The organism is Stenotrophomonas sp. 1L-E-5-B-C3, assembly GCF_057292075.1.
The window spans coordinates 163001-184307 of the sequence record NZ_JBXAWS010000003.1; the positions used below are offsets into that span (position 1 = coordinate 163001).

At 67.8% G+C, this 21307-nt stretch carries 24 protein-coding genes; 9 read left to right on the plus strand and 15 right to left on the minus strand.

All coding sequences use genetic code 11. The features are described 5' to 3' along the window. From pdxA to AC0Z6F_RS05805, 5 genes are read left to right on the plus strand one after another with little or no spacing between them, the layout of a single operon-like run. Positions 1–981 (plus strand): 4-hydroxythreonine-4-phosphate dehydrogenase PdxA, encoded by a 981-nt coding sequence (gene pdxA / locus AC0Z6F_RS05785; protein WP_100467829.1) that lies wholly within the window; start codon positions 1–3, stop codon positions 979–981. After that, on the plus strand, positions 978–1781 hold the full coding sequence (rsmA, locus tag AC0Z6F_RS05790) for a 16S rRNA (adenine(1518)-N(6)/adenine(1519)-N(6))-dimethyltransferase RsmA (protein WP_012510102.1): 804 nt from the start codon (positions 978–980) through the stop codon (positions 1779–1781). Before pdxA ends, rsmA begins: the two co-directional genes overlap by 4 nt. Positions 1782–1794: 13 nt before the next feature. Next, positions 1795–2178: a Co2+/Mg2+ efflux protein ApaG gene (gene apaG, locus AC0Z6F_RS05795; protein ID WP_032968744.1), complete on the plus strand. Its 384-nt coding sequence runs from the start codon at positions 1795–1797 to the stop codon at positions 2176–2178. Between the two features lie 15 nt (positions 2179–2193). Beyond that, positions 2194–3216: a symmetrical bis(5'-nucleosyl)-tetraphosphatase gene (locus tag AC0Z6F_RS05800; RefSeq protein ID WP_448122583.1), complete on the plus strand. Its 1023-nt coding sequence runs from the start codon at positions 2194–2196 to the stop codon at positions 3214–3216. After that, complete coding sequence (locus AC0Z6F_RS05805) at positions 3213–3860, plus strand: DUF1287 domain-containing protein (protein WP_100434069.1); 648 nt, start codon at positions 3213–3215, stop codon at positions 3858–3860. Before AC0Z6F_RS05800 ends, AC0Z6F_RS05805 begins: the two co-directional genes overlap by 4 nt. A gap of 89 nt (positions 3861–3949) precedes the next feature. On the opposite strand, the gene AC0Z6F_RS05810 is transcribed toward AC0Z6F_RS05805, so the two are convergent. From AC0Z6F_RS05810 to AC0Z6F_RS05855, 10 genes are all read right to left on the minus strand, one after another. Continuing rightward, positions 3950–4441: a dihydrofolate reductase gene (locus AC0Z6F_RS05810; protein WP_012510098.1), complete on the minus strand. Its 492-nt coding sequence runs from the start codon at positions 4439–4441 to the stop codon at positions 3950–3952. 13 nt (positions 4442–4454) lie between these two features. Beyond that, on the minus strand, positions 4455–5006 hold the full coding sequence (locus tag AC0Z6F_RS05815; protein ID WP_153675019.1) for a hypothetical protein: 552 nt from the start codon (positions 5004–5006) through the stop codon (positions 4455–4457). 8 nt (positions 5007–5014) lie between these two features. Then, on the minus strand, positions 5015–5809 hold the full coding sequence (locus AC0Z6F_RS05820) for a thymidylate synthase (RefSeq protein ID WP_004144484.1): 795 nt from the start codon (positions 5807–5809) through the stop codon (positions 5015–5017). Beyond that, a complete protein-coding gene (gene lgt / locus AC0Z6F_RS05825; protein ID WP_004144483.1) occupies positions 5806–6693 on the minus strand; it encodes a prolipoprotein diacylglyceryl transferase in 888 nt (295 codons plus the stop codon). The genes AC0Z6F_RS05820 and lgt overlap by 4 nt, the downstream gene beginning before the upstream one ends. A 51-nt stretch (positions 6694–6744) precedes the next feature. After that, entirely contained in the window at positions 6745–7239 is a 495-nt protein-coding gene (locus AC0Z6F_RS05830; RefSeq protein ID WP_004144481.1) for a TPM domain-containing protein, read from the minus strand. Continuing rightward, positions 7239–8126: a TPM domain-containing protein gene (locus AC0Z6F_RS05835; protein ID WP_485617289.1), complete on the minus strand. Its 888-nt coding sequence runs from the start codon at positions 8124–8126 to the stop codon at positions 7239–7241. Before AC0Z6F_RS05835 ends, AC0Z6F_RS05830 begins: the two co-directional genes overlap by 1 nt. Before the next feature lie 3 nt (positions 8127–8129). Beyond that, positions 8130–8750 carry a LemA family protein gene (locus tag AC0Z6F_RS05840; protein WP_012510094.1) on the minus strand — a complete coding sequence of 207 codons (621 nt, stop codon included), beginning with the start codon at positions 8748–8750 and terminating at the stop codon, positions 8130–8132. A gap of 548 nt (positions 8751–9298) precedes the next feature. After that, entirely contained in the window at positions 9299–10459 is a 1161-nt protein-coding gene (locus AC0Z6F_RS05845; protein WP_065722803.1) for an MFS transporter, read from the minus strand. 264 nt (positions 10460–10723) lie between these two features. Next, the gene (locus AC0Z6F_RS05850; RefSeq protein ID WP_012510092.1) at positions 10724–11473 is read right to left on the minus strand and encodes a TerC family protein; all 750 of its coding nucleotides are present in this window, start codon (positions 11471–11473) and stop codon (positions 10724–10726) included. Between the two features lie 32 nt (positions 11474–11505). Further along, positions 11506–11901 carry a diacylglycerol kinase gene (locus tag AC0Z6F_RS05855; protein ID WP_012510091.1) on the minus strand — a complete coding sequence of 132 codons (396 nt, stop codon included), beginning with the start codon at positions 11899–11901 and terminating at the stop codon, positions 11506–11508. A gap of 212 nt (positions 11902–12113) precedes the next feature. Here AC0Z6F_RS05855 and AC0Z6F_RS05860 point away from each other — a divergent pair, with 212 nt between their 5' ends. Beyond that, a complete protein-coding gene (locus AC0Z6F_RS05860) occupies positions 12114–12815 on the plus strand; it encodes an SGNH/GDSL hydrolase family protein (protein ID WP_012510090.1) in 702 nt (233 codons plus the stop codon). A gap of 35 nt (positions 12816–12850) precedes the next feature. On the opposite strand, the gene AC0Z6F_RS05865 is transcribed toward AC0Z6F_RS05860, so the two are convergent. From AC0Z6F_RS05865 to AC0Z6F_RS05875, 3 genes are all read right to left on the minus strand, one after another. Then, positions 12851–14122, minus strand: a complete 1272-nt coding sequence (locus AC0Z6F_RS05865; protein WP_012510089.1) for a sensor histidine kinase — start codon at positions 14120–14122, stop codon at positions 12851–12853. 156 nt (positions 14123–14278) lie between these two features. After that, positions 14279–14992: a response regulator transcription factor gene (locus tag AC0Z6F_RS05870; RefSeq protein WP_002811889.1), complete on the minus strand. Its 714-nt coding sequence runs from the start codon at positions 14990–14992 to the stop codon at positions 14279–14281. A gap of 87 nt (positions 14993–15079) precedes the next feature. Beyond that, positions 15080–15724, minus strand: a complete 645-nt coding sequence (locus AC0Z6F_RS05875) for an arylesterase (RefSeq protein WP_012510088.1) — start codon at positions 15722–15724, stop codon at positions 15080–15082. A 75-nt stretch (positions 15725–15799) separates the two neighbouring features. On the opposite strand from AC0Z6F_RS05875, the gene AC0Z6F_RS05880 reads away from it, so the two are divergent. Genes AC0Z6F_RS05880 through AC0Z6F_RS05890 form a run of 3 tightly spaced genes read left to right on the plus strand, consistent with a single transcriptional unit; the run spans position 15800 to position 19554 of the window. After that, complete coding sequence (locus AC0Z6F_RS05880; RefSeq protein ID WP_485617266.1) at positions 15800–16447, plus strand: ABC transporter ATP-binding protein; 648 nt, start codon at positions 15800–15802, stop codon at positions 16445–16447. Beyond that, positions 16444–18960 carry an ABC transporter permease gene (locus AC0Z6F_RS05885; protein ID WP_485617264.1) on the plus strand — a complete coding sequence of 839 codons (2517 nt, stop codon included), beginning with the start codon at positions 16444–16446 and terminating at the stop codon, positions 18958–18960. The genes AC0Z6F_RS05880 and AC0Z6F_RS05885 overlap by 4 nt, the downstream gene beginning before the upstream one ends. Positions 18961–18990: 30 nt before the next feature. Then, positions 18991–19554, plus strand: coding sequence for a hypothetical protein (locus AC0Z6F_RS05890; RefSeq protein ID WP_100434061.1), 564 nt, complete (start codon positions 18991–18993; stop codon positions 19552–19554). 150 nt (positions 19555–19704) lie between these two features. Here the strand turns inward: AC0Z6F_RS05890 and AC0Z6F_RS05895 are convergent, their stop codons facing one another. Beyond that, the gene (locus tag AC0Z6F_RS05895; protein ID WP_100467819.1) at positions 19705–20631 is read right to left on the minus strand and encodes a DUF6607 family protein; all 927 of its coding nucleotides are present in this window, start codon (positions 20629–20631) and stop codon (positions 19705–19707) included. A gap of 73 nt (positions 20632–20704) precedes the next feature. Beyond that, on the minus strand, positions 20705–21304 hold the full coding sequence (locus tag AC0Z6F_RS05900) for a ChuX/HutX family heme-like substrate-binding protein (RefSeq protein WP_065722798.1): 600 nt from the start codon (positions 21302–21304) through the stop codon (positions 20705–20707). Positions 21305–21307 lie beyond the last annotated feature (3 nt).

A 21307-nucleotide genomic window follows, 5' to 3' on the forward strand; every position in this document is an offset into this window, starting at 1 on the left:
ATGCGCCCCGAGCTCGCTCTGGTACCGGGCGAGCCCGCCGGGATCGGCCCGGAGCTGTGCGTCCGCCTTGTCCAGCAGCCGCGTGAAGATTGCCGGCTGCTGGCCTTCGCCGACCCGGACACCCTGCGCGCGGCCGCGGCCGCGCTGAACCTGCCACTGCAGCTGCTGCCCGAGGACGCCGAAGCGCGTGTCCCTGGTGACCTGCGCGTGCGTGCCGTCCCCAACGCCGTACCCAGCCATTTCGGCCACGCCGATCCGGCCAATGCCGGCGCGGTCATCGGCGCCCTGCTCGGTGCCGGCCAGGCCTGTCTGTCCGGCGAACTGCACGGGGTGGTCACCGGCCCGGTGCACAAAGCGGTCATCAACGAGGGCGGCATCGCCTACAGCGGCACCACCGAACTGCTGGCCGACCAGGCCGGGGTAAAGGTGGTGATGATGCTGGCCAACCACATCGTGCGCGTGGCGTTGGCCACCACCCACCTGCCGCTGCGCGACGTCGCCGATGCGATCACCGCTCCCGGCCTGGAGCACACCCTGCGTACCGTGAATGCCGCGCTGCGCCGCGAGTTCGGCCTGGCTGCGCCTCGCATCGCCGTGCTCGGCCTGAACCCGCATGCCGGCGAAGACGGCCATCTGGGCCGCGAGGAGCTGGACCTGGTCATCCCCCTGCTGCAGCGCCTGCGCGCAGAGGGCATGGATCTGGTCGGGCCGCTTCCGGCCGACACCGCCTTCCTGCCCGCCAAGCTGGCCGGCTTCGACACCGTGCTGGCGATGTACCACGACCAGGGCCTGCCGGTGCTGAAGTACTCAGGCTTCGAGCAGGCGGTGAACCTCACCCTGGGCCTGCCCTATCCGCGCGTGGCCGTGGACCATGGCACCGCGCTGGATCTTGCCGGCCGCGGCATCGCCGATCCCTCCAGCCTGCAGGCGGCAACGACGCTGTGTGCGCAGCTTGCGCGGCAACGTACACTGAGCGCATGAATTCCCCGCATTCCCCCTCCGGCCCGGTGTTCACCGCACCGGCCAAGAAGCAGCTTGGCCAGCATTTCCTGGCCGACCGCCACTACATCGACAAGATCGTGATGGCAGTCAACCCGAAAGACGGTGACCGCCTGGTCGAGATCGGCCCGGGCCAGGGTGCGATCACCCTGCCGCTGCTGCGCGTGCACCCGAAGTTGACGGTGATCGAGTTCGACCGCGACCTGATCGCGCCGCTGACCGCGGCCGCCGAACCGTTGGGCGAGCTGACCATCGTCCACCGCGATGTGCTGCGCGTGGACTTCACCGAACTGGCCGACGGCCAGCCGATCCGCCTGGTCGGCAACCTGCCCTACAACATCTCCTCGCCCATCCTGTTCCATGCGCTGGAACATGCCGCGGTGATCCGCGACATGCACTTCATGCTGCAGAAGGAAGTGGTCGACCGCATGGCCGCCGGCCCCGGCAGCAAGGTGTTCGGCCGTCTCAGCGTGATGCTGCAGGCGTACTGCGAGGTGACCTCGCTGTTCGTGGTGCCGCCGGGCGCGTTCCGGCCGCCGCCGAAGGTCGATTCGGCCGTGGTGCGACTGGTACCGCGCGACCCGGCCACGATCAACATCCGCGATCACAAGCGCTTTGCCGAAGTGGTCAAGGCCGCTTTCGGCCAGCGCCGCAAGACGCTGCGCAATGCCCTGAACAACGTGGTGTCCGCCGAGCAGTTCGCTGCCGCCGGCGTGCGTCCCGATGCCCGTGCCGAACAGCTGGACGTGGCCGAATTCATCGCTTTGGCCAATGCCTCCTGATTACACTGCCGGTATGGAAGACGCTGACGTTTATGCCATCTCCGTCGAAGTCGCCCCGCGCTTCCTCGACGATCAATCCGCGCCGGAAGACGGCCGATATGCGTTCGCCTATACGATCCGCATCCACAACCAGGGGCAGGTCGCCGCGCGCCTGATCGCACGCCATTGGCGCATCACCGATGCCAACGGCCGTGTCGAGCACGTCGATGGCGATGGCGTGATCGGCGAGCAGCCACGCCTGCGCCCCGGTGAAGACTTCCGTTACACCTCCGGTGTCATGCTGGGGACCGATCACGGGACCATGCAGGGGCACTACGACATGGTTGCCGACGATGGCACCGAATTCGCTGCGGCGGTCGCACCTTTCGTGCTGGCCATCCCGCGCACCCTGCACTGACACGGAGGCCGAACGATGAGTGTGTGGGCGATCGGCGACCTGCAGGGCTGCTATGACGTCACCCAGCGATTGCTGGAGAAGATCCGCTTCGACCCCGCGCAGGACACCCTGTGGTTCTGTGGCGACCTGGTCAACCGCGGCGGCCAGTCGCTGGAAACGCTGCGGCTGGTGCACTCGCTGCGCGAGCACAGCGTGGTGGTGCTGGGCAACCACGACCTTTCGCTGCTGGCCGTGGGTGCGCGCACCGAAGAGGAACAGCGCAAGGTCAATCCGGACCTGCTGCGCATCGTGCAGGCCGAGGATCGCGACGAACTGCTGGACTGGCTGCGCCTGCAGAAGCTGGTGCATGTGGACCGCGAGCTGGGCTGGATGATGGTGCACGCCGGCCTGGCGCCGAAGTGGACCACGCAGATGGCCGAGCGGCATGCCGCTGAAGTCGAAGTGCAGCTGCACGGCGCCGGCTACCGCAAGCTGTTCCGCAACATGTACGGCGACAAGCCGAGCTGGGCACCGAACCTGTCCGGCTACGACCGTTCGCGCGCGATCATCAACGTGCTCACCCGCATGCGCTACTGCACCCCGCGTGGGCGCATCGGCATCGAGGACAAGGGCACGCCGGGCACGCAGGAACAGGGGCTGTACCCCTGGTTCGAAGTGCCGGGCCGGGTCGAGCGTGACCTCAAGGTGGTCTGCGGCCACTGGTCGGCGCTGGGCCTGACCATCACCCAGGGCGTGCACGCCATCGACACCGGCGCGGTCTGGGGCGGCAAGCTCACCGCGATCCAGCTCGATACCGAAGAACTGCGCGTGGTGCAGGTGCCAGGCCGCGATGTACCGGCACCCGTGCCCAACGCCCGCCCGCCAGCGCGCCCGGCGCACGAGCGCCCGGCTGCACCGGCGCAGGGCAAGGAACAGGGCGGAGGCAATGCTCCGGCCGCCAACCCGGGCAACCGCGGCCCGCGTCGTCGCCGCCGTCGTGGTGGCGCTGGCGGCAACGGTGGTGGTGGCAACAACAACGGCGCACCACCGCAGGCATGACACGACAGGGCTGGGCACCATGGACGGTGCTGCTGCTGACGCTGGCTCTGGCCAGCGGCTGCCAGCCCGGCTCGCCGCCTGCTCCAACGGCTGCGGACAGCGCTGAACGCGCACCGACGCAAGCGCAGGCCGCCTCACCGCCGCTGGTGGCTGCGGCACGCGCGCAGATCGGCGTCACCACCCGCTACGACCCCGCTTACCAGGTGCTGGCCTATCCCGGCGGCGACGTGCCACTGGATCGCGGCGTATGCACTGACGTGGTGGTGCGCGCTCTGCGCAGCCAGGGCCTGGACCTGCAGGCCCGCGTGCACGAAGACATGCGCGGCAACTTCAGCGCCTACCCGTCGATCTGGGGCCTGTCACGGCCGGACCGCAACATCGATCATCGTCGCGTCCCGAACCTGATGCGCTGGTTCGAGCGACAGCGCTGGCAGCAGCCGATCAGCACCGCCGCCGCCGACTACGCAGCCGGCGACATCGTCGCCTGGAAGCTCAACGGCAACGGCCTGCTGCATGTGGGCATCGTCTCCGACCGGCGCTTGGCCGATGGCACGCCGCTGGTGCTGCACAACATCGCGCGCGGCACGCGGGAAGAGAACCTGTTGTTCCAGCACACGATCATCGGGCATTACCGGATGCCGTAGGCAATCCTGTAGAGCCGAGCCATGCTCGGCTACGGGAGGTGTCCGCGGAAAGCAGCCGAGCATGGCTCGGCTCTACAGATGCGCGGCGGTCAGCGGCGCACGTAGTGCACGAAGCGGAACGCGTAGGCGTGGCGTTCATCGGCCGGGTGCGGCTCGCTGCTCACTTCCTGCCAGTCATCCGCGTCCACCTCGGGGAAATGCGTGTCGGCGGGGACTTCTGCATCGACCCAGGTCAGGTACAGGTCACTGGCCTGGTCCAGCAGTTGGTGGAAGATCTCGCCGCCGCCGATGATGCACAGTTCGCTGGCGCCCTCGCCTTCGGCAATCGCCTTCGCCTCGTCCAGCGACGCCACTGCACGCATGCCCTCGAACGGCACCTGGCCGCTGCGGGTCAGCACCAGGTTGGTCCGCCCCGGCAGCACGCGGCCGATCGACTCGGCGGTCTTGCGCCCCATCAGGATCGGCTTGCCCAGGGTGAGCGCCTTGAAATGCTTGAAATCATCCGGCAGGTGCCAGGGCATGGCATTGCCCTGGCCGATGCCACGATTGCGGTCCAGCGCCACGATCATCGACAGCTTCATTGCTACCACCTCCTCAGCTGGCATCTATCTGCAGGCGTTCGCAGGCAGCGTTCGCGGCACTGGCGGCCTGCAATGCCGCAGCCAGCGCAGGGCTGGACGTGGTCTGCTCATCCAGGCCAGCGAGGATCTTCTGCTTCTGCGCCTCTTCGATCTCCTTCAGGCCCGGTCCCGACAGGATCTCTGCCGACAGCGCAGCGATATCGTCACTGGCGCCGCGCGCCAGGAACGCCTTCAGCTGGTCGTTGGAATAGACGGTGGCCAGCCCCTGTTCAAGCTCACGCTGATACGCCGGGTTCTCGACGCCCGCCTTCAGGTGCTCGGTCATCGCCGTGTACATGCCGGTCACCGCCTCACGCATCTGTGCCCGGCAGCCTTCCGGTACATCCTGGGGCATCATCGTGCTGCCGTTGAATGCCCCGGCGAACGCCTGCACTTCCTCGCGCATGTGCTTGTGCACGATCTGCTCATTGACCTGCCTGGCCAGCGACAGCGTATCCGACGGTGCGGCCTGGGCCATGCCCGGAGGCAGCGCGGCACACAGCGCCAACAGGCAGCGGGAAAGCATGCGCGCGCTCATACCGCCACCGGCGCCTTGATCGCCGGATGCGGATCGTAGCCGTCGATGCGGATGTCGTCGAACTGGAAGCCGAACAGGTCGGTCACCTCTGGGTTCAACCACAGCTTCGGCAGCGCGCGCGGCTCACGCGACAGCTGCTCGTGGGCCTGCTCGAAGTGGTTCGAATACAGGTGCGCATCGCCCAGCGTGTGCACGAAATCACCCACGCCCAGGCCGGTGGCCTGCGCCACCATGTGGGTCAGCAGCGCGTAGCTGGCGATGTTGAACGGCACACCGAGGAAAATGTCGCCGCTGCGCTGGTACAGCTGGCAGCTGAGCTTGCCGTCCACCACGTAGAACTGGAACAGGTTGTGGCACGGCATCAGCGCCATCTGCGAGAGCTCGCCCACGTTCCAGGCGCTGACCACCAGCCGCCGCGAATCGGGGTTGCGCTTGATCTCGTCCACCAGCCACTGCATCTGGTCGATCTCACCGCCATCGGCAGTGGCCCAGCTGCGCCACTGCTTGCCGTAGACCGGGCCGAGGTCGCCGTTCTCGTCGGCCCACTCGTCCCAGATCCGCACCTGGTTGTCCTTCAGGTAGCCGATGTTGGTGTCGCCCTTCAGGAACCACAACAGCTCGTGGATGATCGAGCGCAGGTGCAGCTTCTTGGTGGTGACCAGCGGGAAGCCGTCGGCCAGGTTGAAACGCATCTGCCAGCCGAACACGCTGCGGGTGCCGGTACCGGTGCGGTCGCTCTTCTCGGCACCGTGTTCCAGCACGTGCGAGAGCAGGTCCAGGTAAGCCTTCATGCCTTGCCCTCGGCAGCCACCGGCAGCTGCGGCTGCAGTACCGGCGCGCGGCGCGACATCACCAGCAGCACCAGGCCGAAGGCGATCAGCGGCAGGCTGAGGATCTGGCCACGGGTCAGCCAGTCGAAGGCCACGTAGACGCCGTTGTCGGGCATGCGCACGAACTCCACCGCGAAGCGGAACAGACCGTACATCAGCGCGAACAGGCCACCCACCAGGTAGCGGTGGCGTGGCTTGGCCGATACCGCCCACAGCACCACGAACATCACCAGGCCTTCCAGCAACGCTTCATACAGCTGCGAGGGATGGCGGGCGAACTGGTTCAACGCGCCGGTCGCGAACTGCGCCTGCAGGGTGGCGTGGTCGAGCTGGTTCAGCGGTGCCGGCAGGCCGGACGGGAACACCACGCCCCAGCTGCCGTCGGTGTACTTGCCCCACAGCTCGGCACCAATGAAATTGCCGATACGGCCGAAGCCCAGGCCCAGCGGCACCAGCGGCGCCATGAAATCCATGGTGTCGAAGAAATGCAGCTTGTGCTTGCGCGACCACCACCAGCAGGCGGCAATCACGCCCAACAGGCCGCCGTGGAAACTCATGCCGCCATCCCACACCTTGAACAGCAGCAGCGGGTTGTGCAGGAAATCGCCCAGCGCGTAGAACAGCATGTAGCCGATGCGCCCGCCCAGCACCACGCCGAGCATGGCGTAGAACAGCAGGTCGGAGAAGCCGTTGGCATCGACGCCCGGCAGGCGCCCATCGGCGATGCGCTTGCGGCCCAGCAGCCAGGCTGCGGTGAAGCCGAGCAGGTACATGATGCCGTACCAGTGCACCTTGATCGGCCCCAGCGAGAGGGCGATGGGGTCGATGTCGTGGAAATAGATCATGGAAGGTGCCTTGCGGTTGAACGCCTATTCTCGGGCCAGTGCCGCCCCGGCTCAACCAAGGAGCTGGGGCGAGTTCGGCAACGCGTCATCGTTCGACCGCGTCGAGGCTGGAAAGTGCCCTTCGATCAGGCTGGAGACCTCGTCGATGGCATCCTGCAGCGCTTCCACCGGATTGGAACCACGCAGGCCCTCGCGCAGGTGGGTGCAGACCCGCTGCCACTGCGCCGGGCTGACCCGGCCGTGCAGGCCGCGGTCGGCGACGATCTCGATCGCGTGATCGGCCAGCAGCAGGTAGATCAGCACGCCGTTGTTGTGGGCCGTGTCCCAGGTACGCAGGCGGGCGAAGGCGTGTTCGGCGGCCTGGCGCGGGGTCACTTTGTGCCACAACGCGGCCCACGGCAGGTCGGCTTCGACCGCGAACATCACCTGGCCACCGTGGCGTTGCTCACCGGCCGCGATGGCCTCGGTGATCGCCTGCAGCGTGGCCGGCGGGAACGCACGCCGCACCGACGGCGAAAATACATGGCGACACAGACGTTGGATCATCACCAGCCTCCCGAAGCACCGCCGCCGCCGGAACGGCCACCGCCGCCGCCCCAGCCGCCGCCACCACCAAATCCACCGCCCCCGCCGAAGCCGCCTCCGCCGCCCCAGCTGCCACCGCCCCATCCTCCACCACCGGCAAAGCGCCCGGGATGGCCGGACAGCATGGCCACGATCAGGCCGACGATGCCCGCCAGGCCACTGGCCAACAGGGTGGAGGTGAACAGGAACGCCGCCAGTGCGGCACCAGCACCGCCGAGCAGGCCACGCAACGGTCGCGGCACACGCGAGAACACGCCGCGCAGGATGCTGCCGGCGAATACACCGATGAACAGGGCCAGGAACCAGGTATCGCCGCCACCGTCGGGCTCGCGGCCCCGCTGGCCGCTGACCGGCGCCGGCAGTGCCTCGCCATCGACGATCTTCACCAGTACCGCGGTGGCATCGGTGATGCCACCGGCGTAGTCGCCGGCTCGGAAGCGCGGCACCAGATATTCCTGGATGACCCGGTTGGCGATGGCATCGGGAATGGCGCCCTCCAGGCCGTAGCCCGGTTCGATGCGCACGCGCCGGTCGTCCTTCGCCACCACCAGCAGCACACCGTCATCCACGCCCTTGCGGCCGATCTGCCATTGGTCGAAGACCCGCGTGGTGTACTGCGCGATGTCCTCAGGCTGGGTGCTGGGCACCACCAGCACCTGCAGCTGGCTACCCTTGCGCTGCTGCAGGTCCAGTGCCTGCTGCACCAGCGCCTGCTTCTGCGCGGCATCCAGCGTTCCGGTGGTATCGACGACCGGCGAGTCCAGCGCCGGAATCGGCGCCAGCTGCTGGGCCTGCGACGTCAACGGCAGCCACAGCAGCAGGGCCAGCAGCGCAGTGGCCAGGCGCATGGGTCAATGGCCCGGCTGCGGAGCCGGCTGCTGCTGCGGCGCGCTGCCGAAATCCACCGCCGGCGCATTGGAGATCTGCGCTTCGTTGTCCACGGTGAAGTTCGGCTTGGTCTTGTAGCCGAAGATCTTGGCGGTGATCACCTGCGGGAACGAGCGGATGTAGGTGTTGTAGTCCTGCACCTGCTGGATGTAGCGACCGCGGGCGACGGTGATGCGGTTCTCGGTACCTTCCAGCTGCGCCTGCAGATCGCGGAAGTTCTGGTCGGACTTGAGCACCGGATAATTCTCGGTGACCACCAGCAGCCGCGACAACGCACTGCCGAGTTCGCCCTGGGCCTGCTGGAACTGCTTGAGCGAGGCTTCGTCGTCGGCGTTGACGTTGATCTGGCCGACCCGCGAGCGGGCGTTGGTGACTTCGGTCAGCACGCGCTCTTCCTGGCTGGCAAAGCCTTTCACGGTCTGCACCAGGTTGGGTACCAGGTCGGCACGGCGCTTGTACTGGTTGAGCACTTCGGACCAGCTGGCCTTGACCGCTTCATCCTTCTGCTGGATGGCGTTGTAGCCACAGCCGGAGAGCAGTGAAGCCAGCAGCATCAAGGGCAGGACGCGGGTGAACAGGCGCATGGCGAAGGTTCCGGGTGGGCTTGGCGCCGAGCATGCCATGGTTCGGGTGAAAGACCGGCCATCGGGCGCCGCCCCCTCCGCGGTGGCCATGCTCATGGATCGCCTGAATAGTCCGGGCGGGTGGGCATGGCGGGGGACGCCGTGAATCCGTCCCTGGAGGCTTGGCCGCGGCATCCATGCCGCGGACACCCCCGCCACGCCCACCCGCCCGGCCTCATACGGTTTCCTGCGCACCGCGGGAAGATCAAAAGAAAAAAATAAAAGCAAAAGCCGGTTCTTCAGGCATTCGTGTCGACCAAGGTCGACACCTACCAAAGCAGAACGCCTTTCCGACCGATCGCGGCAATCTGTCGGAGGTGGGGCGGTGTGGGTTGGCAGGACCGTTGGCGCCATGGATGGCGCCATCGAGCCCCCATGGATGGGTTCACGGCGTGTCCTGCCAACCCACACCACCCCGCCCAACCCTCAGAAAACCAGCGCCGGCTTTTGCCGTTGACGTTGATTGCAGCGGGTGCAGGGCTGCAAGCCCTGCCGGAATCCAACACTCCTCAGCAAGCCTCAGCCACCGCAGCGCGGGGACGACCCAGCCATGCCAGCAGCAACCCTGAGGCCGCCAGCAGGCCACCGGCCACCGGAATCGCGGCGTAGCCCAGGCCCGAACTGATCACCGCACCACCCAGTGCCGCACCCACCGCATTGCCGAGATTGAACGCACCGACGTTGATCGACGACGCCAGGCCTGGCGCCTCGCTGGCCGCCTGCATCACCCGGATCTGCAGCGGCGGCACGATCGCGAAAGTCGCGGCACCGAACAGCAGTACACCCAGCGCCGCCGTGGCGTGGCTCATGAAGGCCAGCGGCAGCACGAACATCAGCACGGCCAGGACCGCCAGCAGGATGCGGGTGGCACCATCCAGCGACCAGTCGGCCATGCGCCCGCCGATGCCATTGCCGAAGGTGAAGCCGATGCCGATCAGGGCCAGCGACATCGCGATGAAGGCGTTGGAGGCGCCGGTCAGCTCGGTCAGCACCGGCGCCACGTAGGTGTAGAGGGTGAACATCGCGCCGGCGCCGAGCACTGTGGTGGCCATGGCCAGCAGCACCTGCGGCTGCAGGATCGCCTTCAGTTCGCGGCGCACGTCCGGACGCGCATCGGGCGCGGATGCCGGCAGGGCCAGGCCCAGCGCGGTGATCGCGACCAGGCCCAGCACCGCCGTGCCGGCGAAGGACAGGCGCCAGCCCAGCTGCTGCCCCACCCAGGTGGCCAGCGGCACACCGCCGATGTTGGCGATGGTGAGGCCCATGAACATGGTCGCCACGGCGGCCGCCTGCTTTTCCTTCGGTACCAGGCTGGCGGCGACCACCGCACCGATGCCGAAGAAGGCACCGTGATTGAGGCTGGTGACCAGGCGCGACAACAGCAGCAGGCCGTAGTTCGGGGCCAGTGCCGACAGCAGGTTGCCGACCACGAAGATCGACATCAGCAGCATCAGCGCAGTGCGCTTGCCGAAGCGTCCCATCAGCAGGGTCATCACAGGTGCACCCAGCATGACGCCCACGGCGTAGGCCGTGATCAACATGCCGGCGGTGGGGATGTTCACGCCTACGCCGTCGGCAATGACCGGCAGCAGGCCCATCGGCGCGAATTCGGTAGTGCCGATGGCGAAAGCGCCAACAGCGAGGGCCAACAAGGCGGCTCTGGAGTTCATGGGGTCATCCTGCGTGGGGGCAGGTCCTGGGAAAGAGCGCGTAGCCTGCGCGCTTTACCGGCCCGGATTAAGCCTCGCCCCGGGAAAACACTGTTGATCTCAATTCACAGCTGGCGGGAACCTCCCCGCCGGGCATGGCGCGGCGCTACCAGACCACGCCACGAACGGTAGCGCCGGGCCATGCCCGGCGGGCGCAGCGGCCCCGAAACGAAGAACCCCCGGCAGGGCCGGGGGTTCGGGGTGACACGCTTGCCTGTGAGCCGCTTACCAGTCGCCGGCGCCCGGCACGTGGTGTTCGCGTGCGCGGCGGCGCATCAGCAGGTTCAGCCACTCCACCAGCACCGAGAAGCCCATCGCCGCGTAGATGTAGGGCTTGGGCACGTGCACGTCCAGGCCATCCAGGATCAGCACCGCACCGATCAGCAGGATGAAGGCCAGGGCCAGCATCTTCACGGTCGGGTTGGCATCGATGAAGCGGCCCAGCGGGTTGGCGGCCAGCAGCATCACCGCCACCGACAGCAGGATCGCGGCGACCATCACCGGCACGTGGTCGGCGATGCCGACGGCAGTGATCACCGAATCCAGCGAGAACACGATGTCGATGATCGCGATCTGCGCGATCACGTAGCCGAACACAGCCGAGGTCTTGGTCGTGCTCGGGTCCTCATCCTCGCCACCGGTGATCATTTCCTTGATCTCCATCCAGCCCTTGATGATCAGGAACAGGCCACCGACGATCAGCACCAGGTCGCGGATGGAAATGCCCATGCCGGCCACGGTGAACAGGTTCGCCTGCATGTGCGCCAGGTATGCCAGGGACACCAGCAGGCCGATACGGGTGATGCAGGCCACGGCGATGCCGAGCCGGCGTGCGAACGGGCGGCGGTGCTCGGGCAGCTTGCTGACCGCGATGGAAATGAACACCAGGTTGTCGATGCCGAGCACGATTTCCAGCGCACTAAGGGTGAACAGGGTCAACCAGACGTTCGGATCGGCGAGAAACTCAAGGGACATGGGAAGTCTTCAACAAGGGGGAGGAAGAAGGATCAGCCGGCGCTGGCCGGGAACAGGCGCGGCACCAGTACCAGGCCCCAGCACAGCAGCACGTTCATCATCAGCATGAACACCGCCGCCGAGCCCATGTCCTTGGCGCGCCCGGCCAGCTCATGGATCTCGCTGCCGTAGCGCTCGATCACCGCCTCGATGGCCGAGTTGGCCAGTTCCATCGCCAGCACCAGCAGCATCGAGCCGATCAGCAGCGCGCGCTCGACCGGGGTCTGGCCCAGCCAGACCGCGACCGGGGTCAGCAGGATCAGCAGGTAGACCTCCAGCCGGAACGAGGACTCATGCAGCCAGGCGGCGCGCAGGCCCTGCCAGGACCAGCGGGCGGCCTGGAAGATGCGGCGCGGGCCGCGGGGCAGATGGCCGAACTGATCAGCCACGGGTGGAACATCCAGCAACAGGGGCGCGGCGCAGCGACCGCTCAGACGCACGGCAGGGAATCATGGGTGCACAGGGATAGGCAGATGGCCGCCATTTTGCCACAAGGCCGCCAGCCGTACGCCGGGCGGCCCTGGCCAATGGCCTGCCAGGGGCAAGCCCCGGCCCGGCCCAGCTTCTATGATGGCTTTCCCCTTCCCTGCTGGAGCGCCTGATGTCCCGTCGCCGTACCTGCCTGCTGATGCTGGGCCTGCTGACCGCCGCACCGCTGGCTCAGGCGCTGAGCCCGGCCAAGCCGCCGCGCGTGCCCGAGCAGGTCTCCAACGTGGCCTGGGCCGGCGACATGGCCCACTTCGCCAGCACCGACCAGACCAGCCCACCGCCACGGGGCGGCATCGAGTTCATCGGCAGCTCCTCGATCCGCATGTGGGAAGGCCTGGCAGCCGACTTCCCCGGCCAGCCGGTGTTCAACCGTGGTTTCGGCGGTTCGGAAGTGCGCGACAGCACCTGGTATGCCGGCCAGATCGTGGTGCCGTATGCACCGTGCAAGGTGTTCTTCTACGCCGGTGACAACGACCTCAACAGCGGCCGCAGCGCCGTGCAGGTGCGCGACGATGTGGTTGCCTTCGTGCAGCGCGTGCATCGCGACCTGCCGAAGACGAAGGTGGAGTACCTGTCGATTAAGCCAAGCCCGTCGCGCGCGCACCTGCTGCCGGCGATCAACGAGGCCAACACGCTGATCAAGGCGGCCCTGGCCAAGCTGCCCAACACCGGCTTCACCGACGTCTACACGCCGATGCTCGGCACCGACGGCCAGCCGGATGCGTCGCTGTTCCGCGAGGACATGCTGCACATGACCCCGGCCGGCTATGCGATCTGGACCAGGGCGCTGGCGCCGAAGGTCAACTGCAACTGAGCCATTGCCGACGCCGGGCATGGCCCGGCGTGGCGTCAGCGGAAAATCACCGTGGCTTCGGTGCCCTTGCCCGGCTCACTGGCCAGGCTGACCTTCCAGCCGAAGCGATCACACAGCCGACGCACGATCGACAGGCCCAGGCCGGTACCCTGCGGGCGGCTCGGCTCGGCGCGGTAGAACGGCTCGAACGCGCGCGACAGCGCCTCGGCGGACATGCCGATGCCGGTGTCGCGCACCACCACCCGGTCGTTGTGCACGTGCACGTCGATGCGCCCTTCGTCGGTATAGCTGCAGGCGTTGCGCACCAGATTGCTGACCACCACCTGCAGCACCCGTGGCGGCGCATGCAGCTGCACCGGACCATCGCTGTGCAGGTGCACCGATACCGGACGCGTACCCAGCAGCTCGTTGGCGTTGTCCACCTCGTAGCGGACGATGTCGTTGACGTCGAACAGCTCGATCTGCGGCTCGACATCGGCCTCGCGGGCCAGGATCAGGAACGCATCGATCACTGCCTCCATGTCACGCCCGGCGCGCTGGATACGCTGGAGGCTGCGGCGCAGGCGCGGCTGCAGGCTGTCATCGCCCAGCGCCATGTCGCTGGCCACGCGGATCACGGTCAGCGGTGTGCGCAGCTCATGGCTGGCATCGCGGGTGAAGTTGCGCTCACGGGCCACGTGCGCGCTGACCCGGTTGGCCAGTGAATGCAGTGCGGCGGCCAGCTGCCGGGTCTCGCCCTGCATGTCCGCCGGCAGCTTGTTCGGCTCCAGGTCGGCCGCCTCGGGATGGCCCGGGTCCCAGCGCGAGACACGGCGCGCCAGCCAGTTCACCGGCGACACCAGCCGCTTGGAGGCGCGATAGGTCACCCAGCTGGCGCCATACACCGCCAGCAGGGTCAGCAGCACCGGCACGATGCCGAACCAGAACGCCAGCATTTCCGCGCGCGAACGCAGGAACACCAGGTACAGGCGGCCGGCCGGGCGCACATCGACCAGTACCAGCTGGTCGTCCTTGCGCAGTTCGTGGAAGCCCGGCTCCAGATTGCGCAGGTTGGCCGGCAACGACAACGCCGACTGCCCGCTTTCCAGCAGGTAGCCACGGATGTTCTGGGTGTTGGGTGGCGGCTGCACCGGCGAGGCCTCGTGCAGGGTCCAGAAGTACGCCGCTTCTTCGCGCAGGGCGGCGCCGACCAGGCTGTGCTTGATCACCAGCGATACCAGCCAGGCACCGAGCAGGATGCCCAGGCTGGCCAGCACTGCCTGCAGGATGAAAGCGATACGGATCTTGCGCGGCAGGCCGTGCGGCATTGCGGGGTCCCGGTCGGAGCGCTGCGATTATAGGCAGCGCACCGCGCCGTAGTCGTGCATGGGCGCTGACCGGCGGTACCGCCTGCCGGTCATGCCCTGCCCTGGTGCGTGGCCGTTGCCCGGCCGGGCTTGCTGCTGCACCGGCGATGGCCCTGCTCAGGCCATCGGCTGGGCGATATCGGCAATGCGGTAACCGGCGCTCTGTACGGTGTGCAGCAGCGGGCGGTCGAACGGCTTGTCGATGATCTTGCGCAGGTTGTACAGATGGCTGCGCAGGGTGTCCGAATCCGGCAGCCCGTTGCCCCAGATCTCGCGCTCGATCTCCTGGCGGGTGACCACGCGCGGCGATTCGCGCATCAGGATGGTCAGCAGGCGCAGGCCGATCGGCGACAGCTGCAGCTCGGTGCCGGCACGGGTGGCACGCATGCTGACCGGATCGAGCACCAGGTCGGCGACCTTGAGCACTTCCGAACCGACCTGACGGCGTTCGCGACGGATCAGCGCGCGCAGGCGTGCTTCCAGCTCCTGGATCGCGAACGGCTTGGTCAGATAGTCATCGGCGCCGAAACCGAGCCCGGTGAGCTTGTCATCCAGCGTGTCGCGTGCCGTGAGCATCAGCACCGGGGTGGACTTGCGCGCATCGTTGCGCAGGCGACGGCACACTTCGATGCCATCCAGGCGCGGCAACATCAAGTCGAGCACCACGACGTCATAGCTGTTCTCCGCCGCAAGGCGGTAGCCATCCAGGCCGTCCTGTGCATAGTCGACTTCGAAGCCGCGACCTTCCAGGTATTCCCCGATCATCTCGGAGATGTTGCGGTTGTCTTCGACCACCAGCACCAAGCCGGAGGTCTCCTTCGTCTGACGCATGTGATTCCCTCTAACTTCAGCTTTGTGAAACATGCCGGATCGACGGTGGACGCGATGTGAAGTTCCGTCAAGAGGGATGTAAATCGTTCAGAGCAGGGGCCGCAGCAATGGCCAGACGTTGTCCAGCACCTTCGGCTGCGCCTGCGCGGTCGGGTGCAGGCCATCAGCCTGCATCAGCCCGGGCTGCAGTGCCACACCTTCCAGCAGGAACGGCAGCAGCGGCACCTTGTACTGCGTGGCCAGTGCCTTGTAGGCCGCCGCCAGCCGCTGGCGATAACCCGCCCCATAGTTGGGTGGTACATCGATGCCCAGCAGCAGCACCTTGGCACCAGCCTTCTGGCTGGCCTGCACCATCTTTTCCAGGTTGCCCTGCACCTGCGCCGGGGTCAGCCCGCGCAGTGCGTCATTGCCGCCGAGGGCAATCACCACCACGGTCGGTTTCTCCTTGGCCAGCAGGCCCGGCAGGCGGGTCAGAGCGCCGGCGGTGGTCTCACCGCTCATGCTGGCATTGACGATGCGCGCCGGGGTTTTCGACTGCTGCCTGACCCGCTGCTGCAGCAGGCTGACCCAGCCGGCGTCGGCAGGGATATTGTGGGCAGCACTGAGGCTGTCGCCGAGCACCAGCACCGTGCCGGCCGGACCTTTGGCAGAGGCCAGCCCGGGCAGCAGCAGTAACCCCAGCAACAGCACCATCATCGCGCCGGCTCGCCGGCTCCATCCCGTCTTGCGCATTGGAGTCTCCTCATCGACAGCCTGTCCCCCCGCAGCGCGCCCGTCGCCATCGCCGTCGAACAGGTCGGCAAATCCGTGCAGGGCCCGGAGGGTGAAGTCCACATACTGGACAACATCACCCTGACCGTCCATGAAGGCACCAGCGTGGCCATCGTCGGCGCGTCCGGTTCCGGCAAGACCACCCTGCTCGGCCTGCTGGCCGGGCTTGACCTGCCCAGCCGCGGCAGCATCGCGCTGGCCGGCCAGGATCTGGCGGCGCTGGACGAGGAAGCCCGCGCCCAGCTGCGCGCACGCGAGGTCGGCTTCGTGTTCCAGAGCTTCCACCTGCTGCCGGCGCTGACCGCCGCCGAGAACGTCGCGTTGCCGCTGGAGCTGGCCGGGCGCGAGGACCGCGCACGCGTCGACGAGGTACTGGCGCAGGTCGGCCTGGGCCATCGTGCCCGCCACTACCCACGCCAGCTGTCCGGTGGCGAGCAGCAACGCGTAGCGCTGGCACGTGCCTTCGTCACCCGCCCGCGCATCCTGTTCGCCGACGAACCGACCGGCTCGCTGGACCACGCCACCGGCCAGCACATCAGCGACCTGCTGTTCGAACTCAACGCCGGCAGCGGCACGACGCTTGTGCTGGTCACCCACGACCTGCGCCTTGCGCAGCGCTGCCAATACATCCAGCGCATCGACAACGGCCGCCTGCTGCCGGTCGAGCACGGGGCCGACGCATGAACCTGCTGCGCCATGCATGGCGCGCGCTGCGCCGCGAGGCGCTGGCCGGCGACCTGCTGACCGTGTTCGCCGCGTTGGTGCTGGGCGTGGCGGTGATGACTGCGGTGGGCACGCTGGTGAACCGGGTCAACCTGGCGCTGACCGGCAGCGCAGCCGAGATGCTCGGCGGTGACCTCGGCATCGCTGGGCGCGACGACCCACCGCAGGCGTTCGCCGAAGAAGCGCGGCGACGCGGTCTGGCGCATACCCGCATAGCCAGCTTCGGCAGCGTGCTGTTCCATGGCGAGGCCAGCCAAATGGCCAGCATCAAGGCCGTGGCAGCCGGCTATCCCCTGCGCGGCACGCTGCGGGTGCGGGCCACGCCCGGTGGCGCCCTGATCGCCGACGCCGGCATGCCGGCCAAGGGCCAGGCCTATGCCGACCCGCGCCTGCTGCAGGGGCTGGGACTGAAAGCAGGCGACGACCTTGAATTCGGCGCTGGCACGCTGCGCATCGCCGGCATCATCGAGGCCGAGCCGGATACCGGCGGCGACCTGCTTACGCTTTCCCCCACCCTGCTGGTCAACCGCGCCGATGTGGAAGGCACCGGCCTGCTCGGTCCGGGCAGCCGCATCAACTACCGGCTGATGTTCGCCGGGCCGGCCGACCAGGTTGCCGCGCTGCGCCAGTGGCTGCTGCCGCAGGTCAAGGGCCTGCGCCTGCTGAGCGTGGACGATACCCAGCGTGGCGTACGCCAGGCCTTCGACCTGGCCGGGCGCTTCCTCGGCCTCAGCGCGCTGCTGGCGGTATTGCTGGCCGGTGTTGCCACGGCGCTGGCGGCGAACCGCTTCGCCCTGCGCCGCATCGACCAGGTGGCGATCCTGCGCTGCCTGGGCGCGCGCCAGCGCGACATCCTGTCCGGCCTGGCACTGCAGCTGCTGATGCTGGCGGTGCCGGCCTGCGCACTCGGCATCGGCCTGGGCATGGCTGCGCAGGAGGGCCTGGTGCAGGTGCTGGGCAGCCTGGTGCCGCAGCGCCTGCCGCTGCCCGAGGCAATGCCTGCGCTGACCGGCGCCGGCATCGGGCTGTTGCTGCTGTTCGGCTTCGGCCTGCCGCCGCTGCTGCGCCTGCGCGGGGTGCCGCCGATGCGGGTGCTCAACCGTTCCTTCGCCGCCCTGCCGCCGGCTTCGCTGCTGGCCTACGTGGCGGCGTTGGCGGCCAGTCTGCTGCTGGCGGTGCAGGTCACCGGTGATCTCAAGCTGGCGTTGTGGGTGCTGGGCGGCCTGGCCGCGCTGGCGGTGGCGGCCGGCGTGGTCGGCTTCGTGCTGCTGCAGCTGCTGCGCGGCCTGCAGCACCGTCTGCATGGCAACTGGCGACTGGGCCTGGCGGCGCTGACCCGGCGCCGGATGCTGGCGGTGATGCAGCTGGTGGGGCTGTCGCTGTCGCTGTGCGCGCTGTTGCTGCTGGCGGTGACCGGTCCCGGCCTGCTGCAGCAGTGGCGCGAGCGACTGCCCGCGGATACGCCGAACTACTTCCTGATCAACATCCAGCCCGAGCAGCGCGACAACGTGCTGGCCGCGCTGCGTGGACTGGGCGCCAACGACGCCAGCATCGAACCGATGGCCACCGGCCGCCTGATCGCGATCAACGGCAAGCCGCCGCTGCGCGTGGACCGCTCGCCGGAACAGAGCGGGCAGCCGGCGTCCGGCGAAGGCCAGCGCGATGACGATGACGAAAACCGGCCGTTGAACTTCAGCTGGCGCAGCAGCTTCCCGCCAGCCAACACGCTGGTCAACGGTACGTTCTGGAAGGCAGACAGCACCGCCGCCGAAGCCTCGGTCGAAATCGGCTGGGCCAAGCGCTACGGCGTGTATCCGGGCGACCGCATCACCATTGCGGTGGGCGAGCAGGAGCGCGAGTTCACTGTCACCAGCGTGCGCAAGGCGGACTGGAACACCTTCCGTCCGAACTTCTTCGTGCTGCTGAACCCGAACGCGGTGGGCGATACGCCACACAACCTGCTGTCGGCATTCCATCTACCGGCCGGCAAGGCCGCCGGACTGGGCGAGCTGGTACGCGCGCAGCCGAACCTGTCGCTGCTGGACGTGGACGCGGTGATCTCGCAGGTGCGCGATGTGATGGAACGGGTGGCGCAGGCGGTGCAGCTGGTGATGGTGTTCAGCCTGCTCGCCGGCGTGCTGGTGCTGCTGGCCGCACTGCAGGCCACGGCGGGCGAGCGGCGCTACGACAGCGCAGTGCTGCGCACGCTGGGCGCGACCCGGCGCCAGCTGCGTGGCGCGGTACTGGTGGAATTCGGTGCGCTGGGCACGCTGGCCGCGTTGCTGGCGGTGGGCGCGGCCGCTGCGATCGGTGTGGCGGTCTCGCAGAAGGTGTTCGAGCTGCCGTTGCTGCCGCCGTGGCCGGGCCTGCTGATCGGCGGCGTGGTCGGCATCGGCTTGAGCCTGCTGGCAGGCTGGTGGGGCACGCGCGCGATCCTGCATACGCCACCGGCACTGGCCCTGCGCGAAGCCTGACGCGATCGTGACACGCTCGGGTGGGGCGCTATGCTGCGCGCCCCACCCGATCAGATCGTCCGGAAGCGGAACCTCGTTCACCGCGCTCCCGATGTTCAAGGAATGAAGATGAAATACGGCGTCTGTCTGCGCATCCTTCTCGCCAGTTCCCCGCTGCTCACCGCGGTGCTACCCGCAGGCGCCCGCGCGGCGGAGGGCTATGTTCCTGACGCGGTGCAGGCTTTCGTGCTGGAAACGGTGCTGGCCGATGAAGCACAAGCCTTCCACGAGGGCCACCCGACCTATCTGGTTCCGGCCAGCGTGTCACGCACGCGCAGCGATGCCGACGTGGTGGCCGACCTGCGTACTGAGTTCGACCGGTTCTACCGGGGCCAACCGAAGCCGAGAAAGGAAGTGGCGCACATGGCGATCCTCGTCGCACAGACCGCGCTGCTGCTGCCGGACCGGAGCGCCTGCAGCACGGATCGAGTGCGTTGCCACCAAGCTGTCATGGGCGTCCGCACCCGCGATGACGAGGCCAGCCTGCAGGCCACCCTGCGTGCCTTCCAGGACGCCGGGCTGGACCTGACCACCTTGGGCGAGAAGGCGTCTTGAGTGCATCGCATCCACTCATGGCGTGGATGCAGCGTGCGATCACCGATGGAGAGCGTGCCGAGCAAGCTCGGCACCTACCAGGAGCGGATATCCGGCACAGCACATCCACACCACGCGTGGATGCTGCCGTGGAGTCGAGCATGGCTCGACTTACTGGGTCTTTTCCACGTACTTGGCGAACAGGTCGTCGATCTGCTTGTCCTTCACCTTCTTGCCGGCCTGGATCTCTTCGGCCTGGGTGAACATCGGGATGATCATCGCCATGCCGTCGATCTTGGTCTTCAGGTGCACGCCCGGCGCCTGGCCGAGGAAACCGTCCCAGCGCTGGCGCACCTTGGCCCAGTAACCGGCAGTGGCCTTCCAGTAGTTGCGCGCCGGGGTGAAATCGACCTCGGTGGTCTTCACGTAATCATTGAAGCCGAACTCGCGGGCGATCTCCACCTGGCTGCCGTCGGCGTTGCGCTGCACCTTGGTGTTGAACTGCTCGTGGGTCCAGCCGTTCGGGGTCAGCGTGTGGCGGTTGATCACGGCCAGCGCGTTGTAATCGCTGCGCTTGGTGTACTCACGGCGCGGCAGCGGACGCCAGCTCAGGTCGCTGGTCCAGCTCGGCACGTTGTTGGTGTAGGTCCACGTGCCGGTGCCGCAGTAGCGCGGTGCGTCGCTCACTTCGTACACGCACTGGGTCCAGGCGCCCTGGTTCACCGCCGCCGGAATGCTGCGCACCTTCCAGGTCTGGTCGGCACTGAACTCGAAACGGTTCGGCGCTTCGTAGACCCAGTCCTGGCGCCAGTGTTTGGTGATGTGGCCGCTCTTCTCGTCCAGCAGCAGGTGCTGCAGCACGATGCGCTTCGGGGTGTCTTCGACCACGATGACCACTTCGTTGCCGCCACTGCGCATCGCCGGTGCGCGCTCGTAGCCCGGCTTCAGCAGCACGGTCTCGTCAAAGGCGAAGTCCACGGTGTACTCACCCTGCATGGCAAGGATGCTGTCGTGGTCGCGGGCGATGTCGGAGGGCTGCGCGCTGGCCACGCCGCTGGCGGCGAGCAGCAGCATGACGCTGGCTGTCTGGAGCTTCATCGGGGTCTTCCTTCGGGGTTGCAGATGCGTTGAGAGGCCGTCCGTGGCCGACAGGCGTTCCATCAGGAGTGGGTCACAGGCGGATCAGCGGCAGGTCGCCGGGAATCCGTGGCGCCGGACGCCGCGCGGCATCGGCACAGCAGCAATCGTCGATTGCCAGCTCGCCTTCGGCACCTTCCAGCCGTGCAATGCGGCGCGCGGTGGCTGCGCCCAGCGAGGACAGGGTCGACAGGCTGGCGGCCAGGGTGCGGCCATCGTCGGCGGCATGCAGGCGCAGCGCGCACAGGCGCCAGCGCTGCCCCCCCAGATGGCCGGCCAGGCGCCGCCACAGGCGTTCGCCGACGCTGGCATCGCTGTCGTGTTCCGGGCCCGGCGGCAGCGCGGCGACCAGCCGGTCCCAGGCTAGGAAGTCACTGTCCGGCAGCAGGTACAGGCGCCACACGCAGCGGCCCCGGCCATCGAGGAAGCACAGGCTTTCGCGCAGGCCCTCGCTGTCCACGCCCTGGCAGGCATGTACACGCACCGCCTGGCGCCAGCCACCCAGCTCATTACCATCGGCGTGGTACAGGCACAGCACAGTGCCGAGCGTGGCCAGCTGTGCCGGGGTTGGCCAGGCCGTGCTGTCCGGCACGGCGATGGAGTCATTCCTGCGGGCGGACAGTGCTCGGCTCATGAG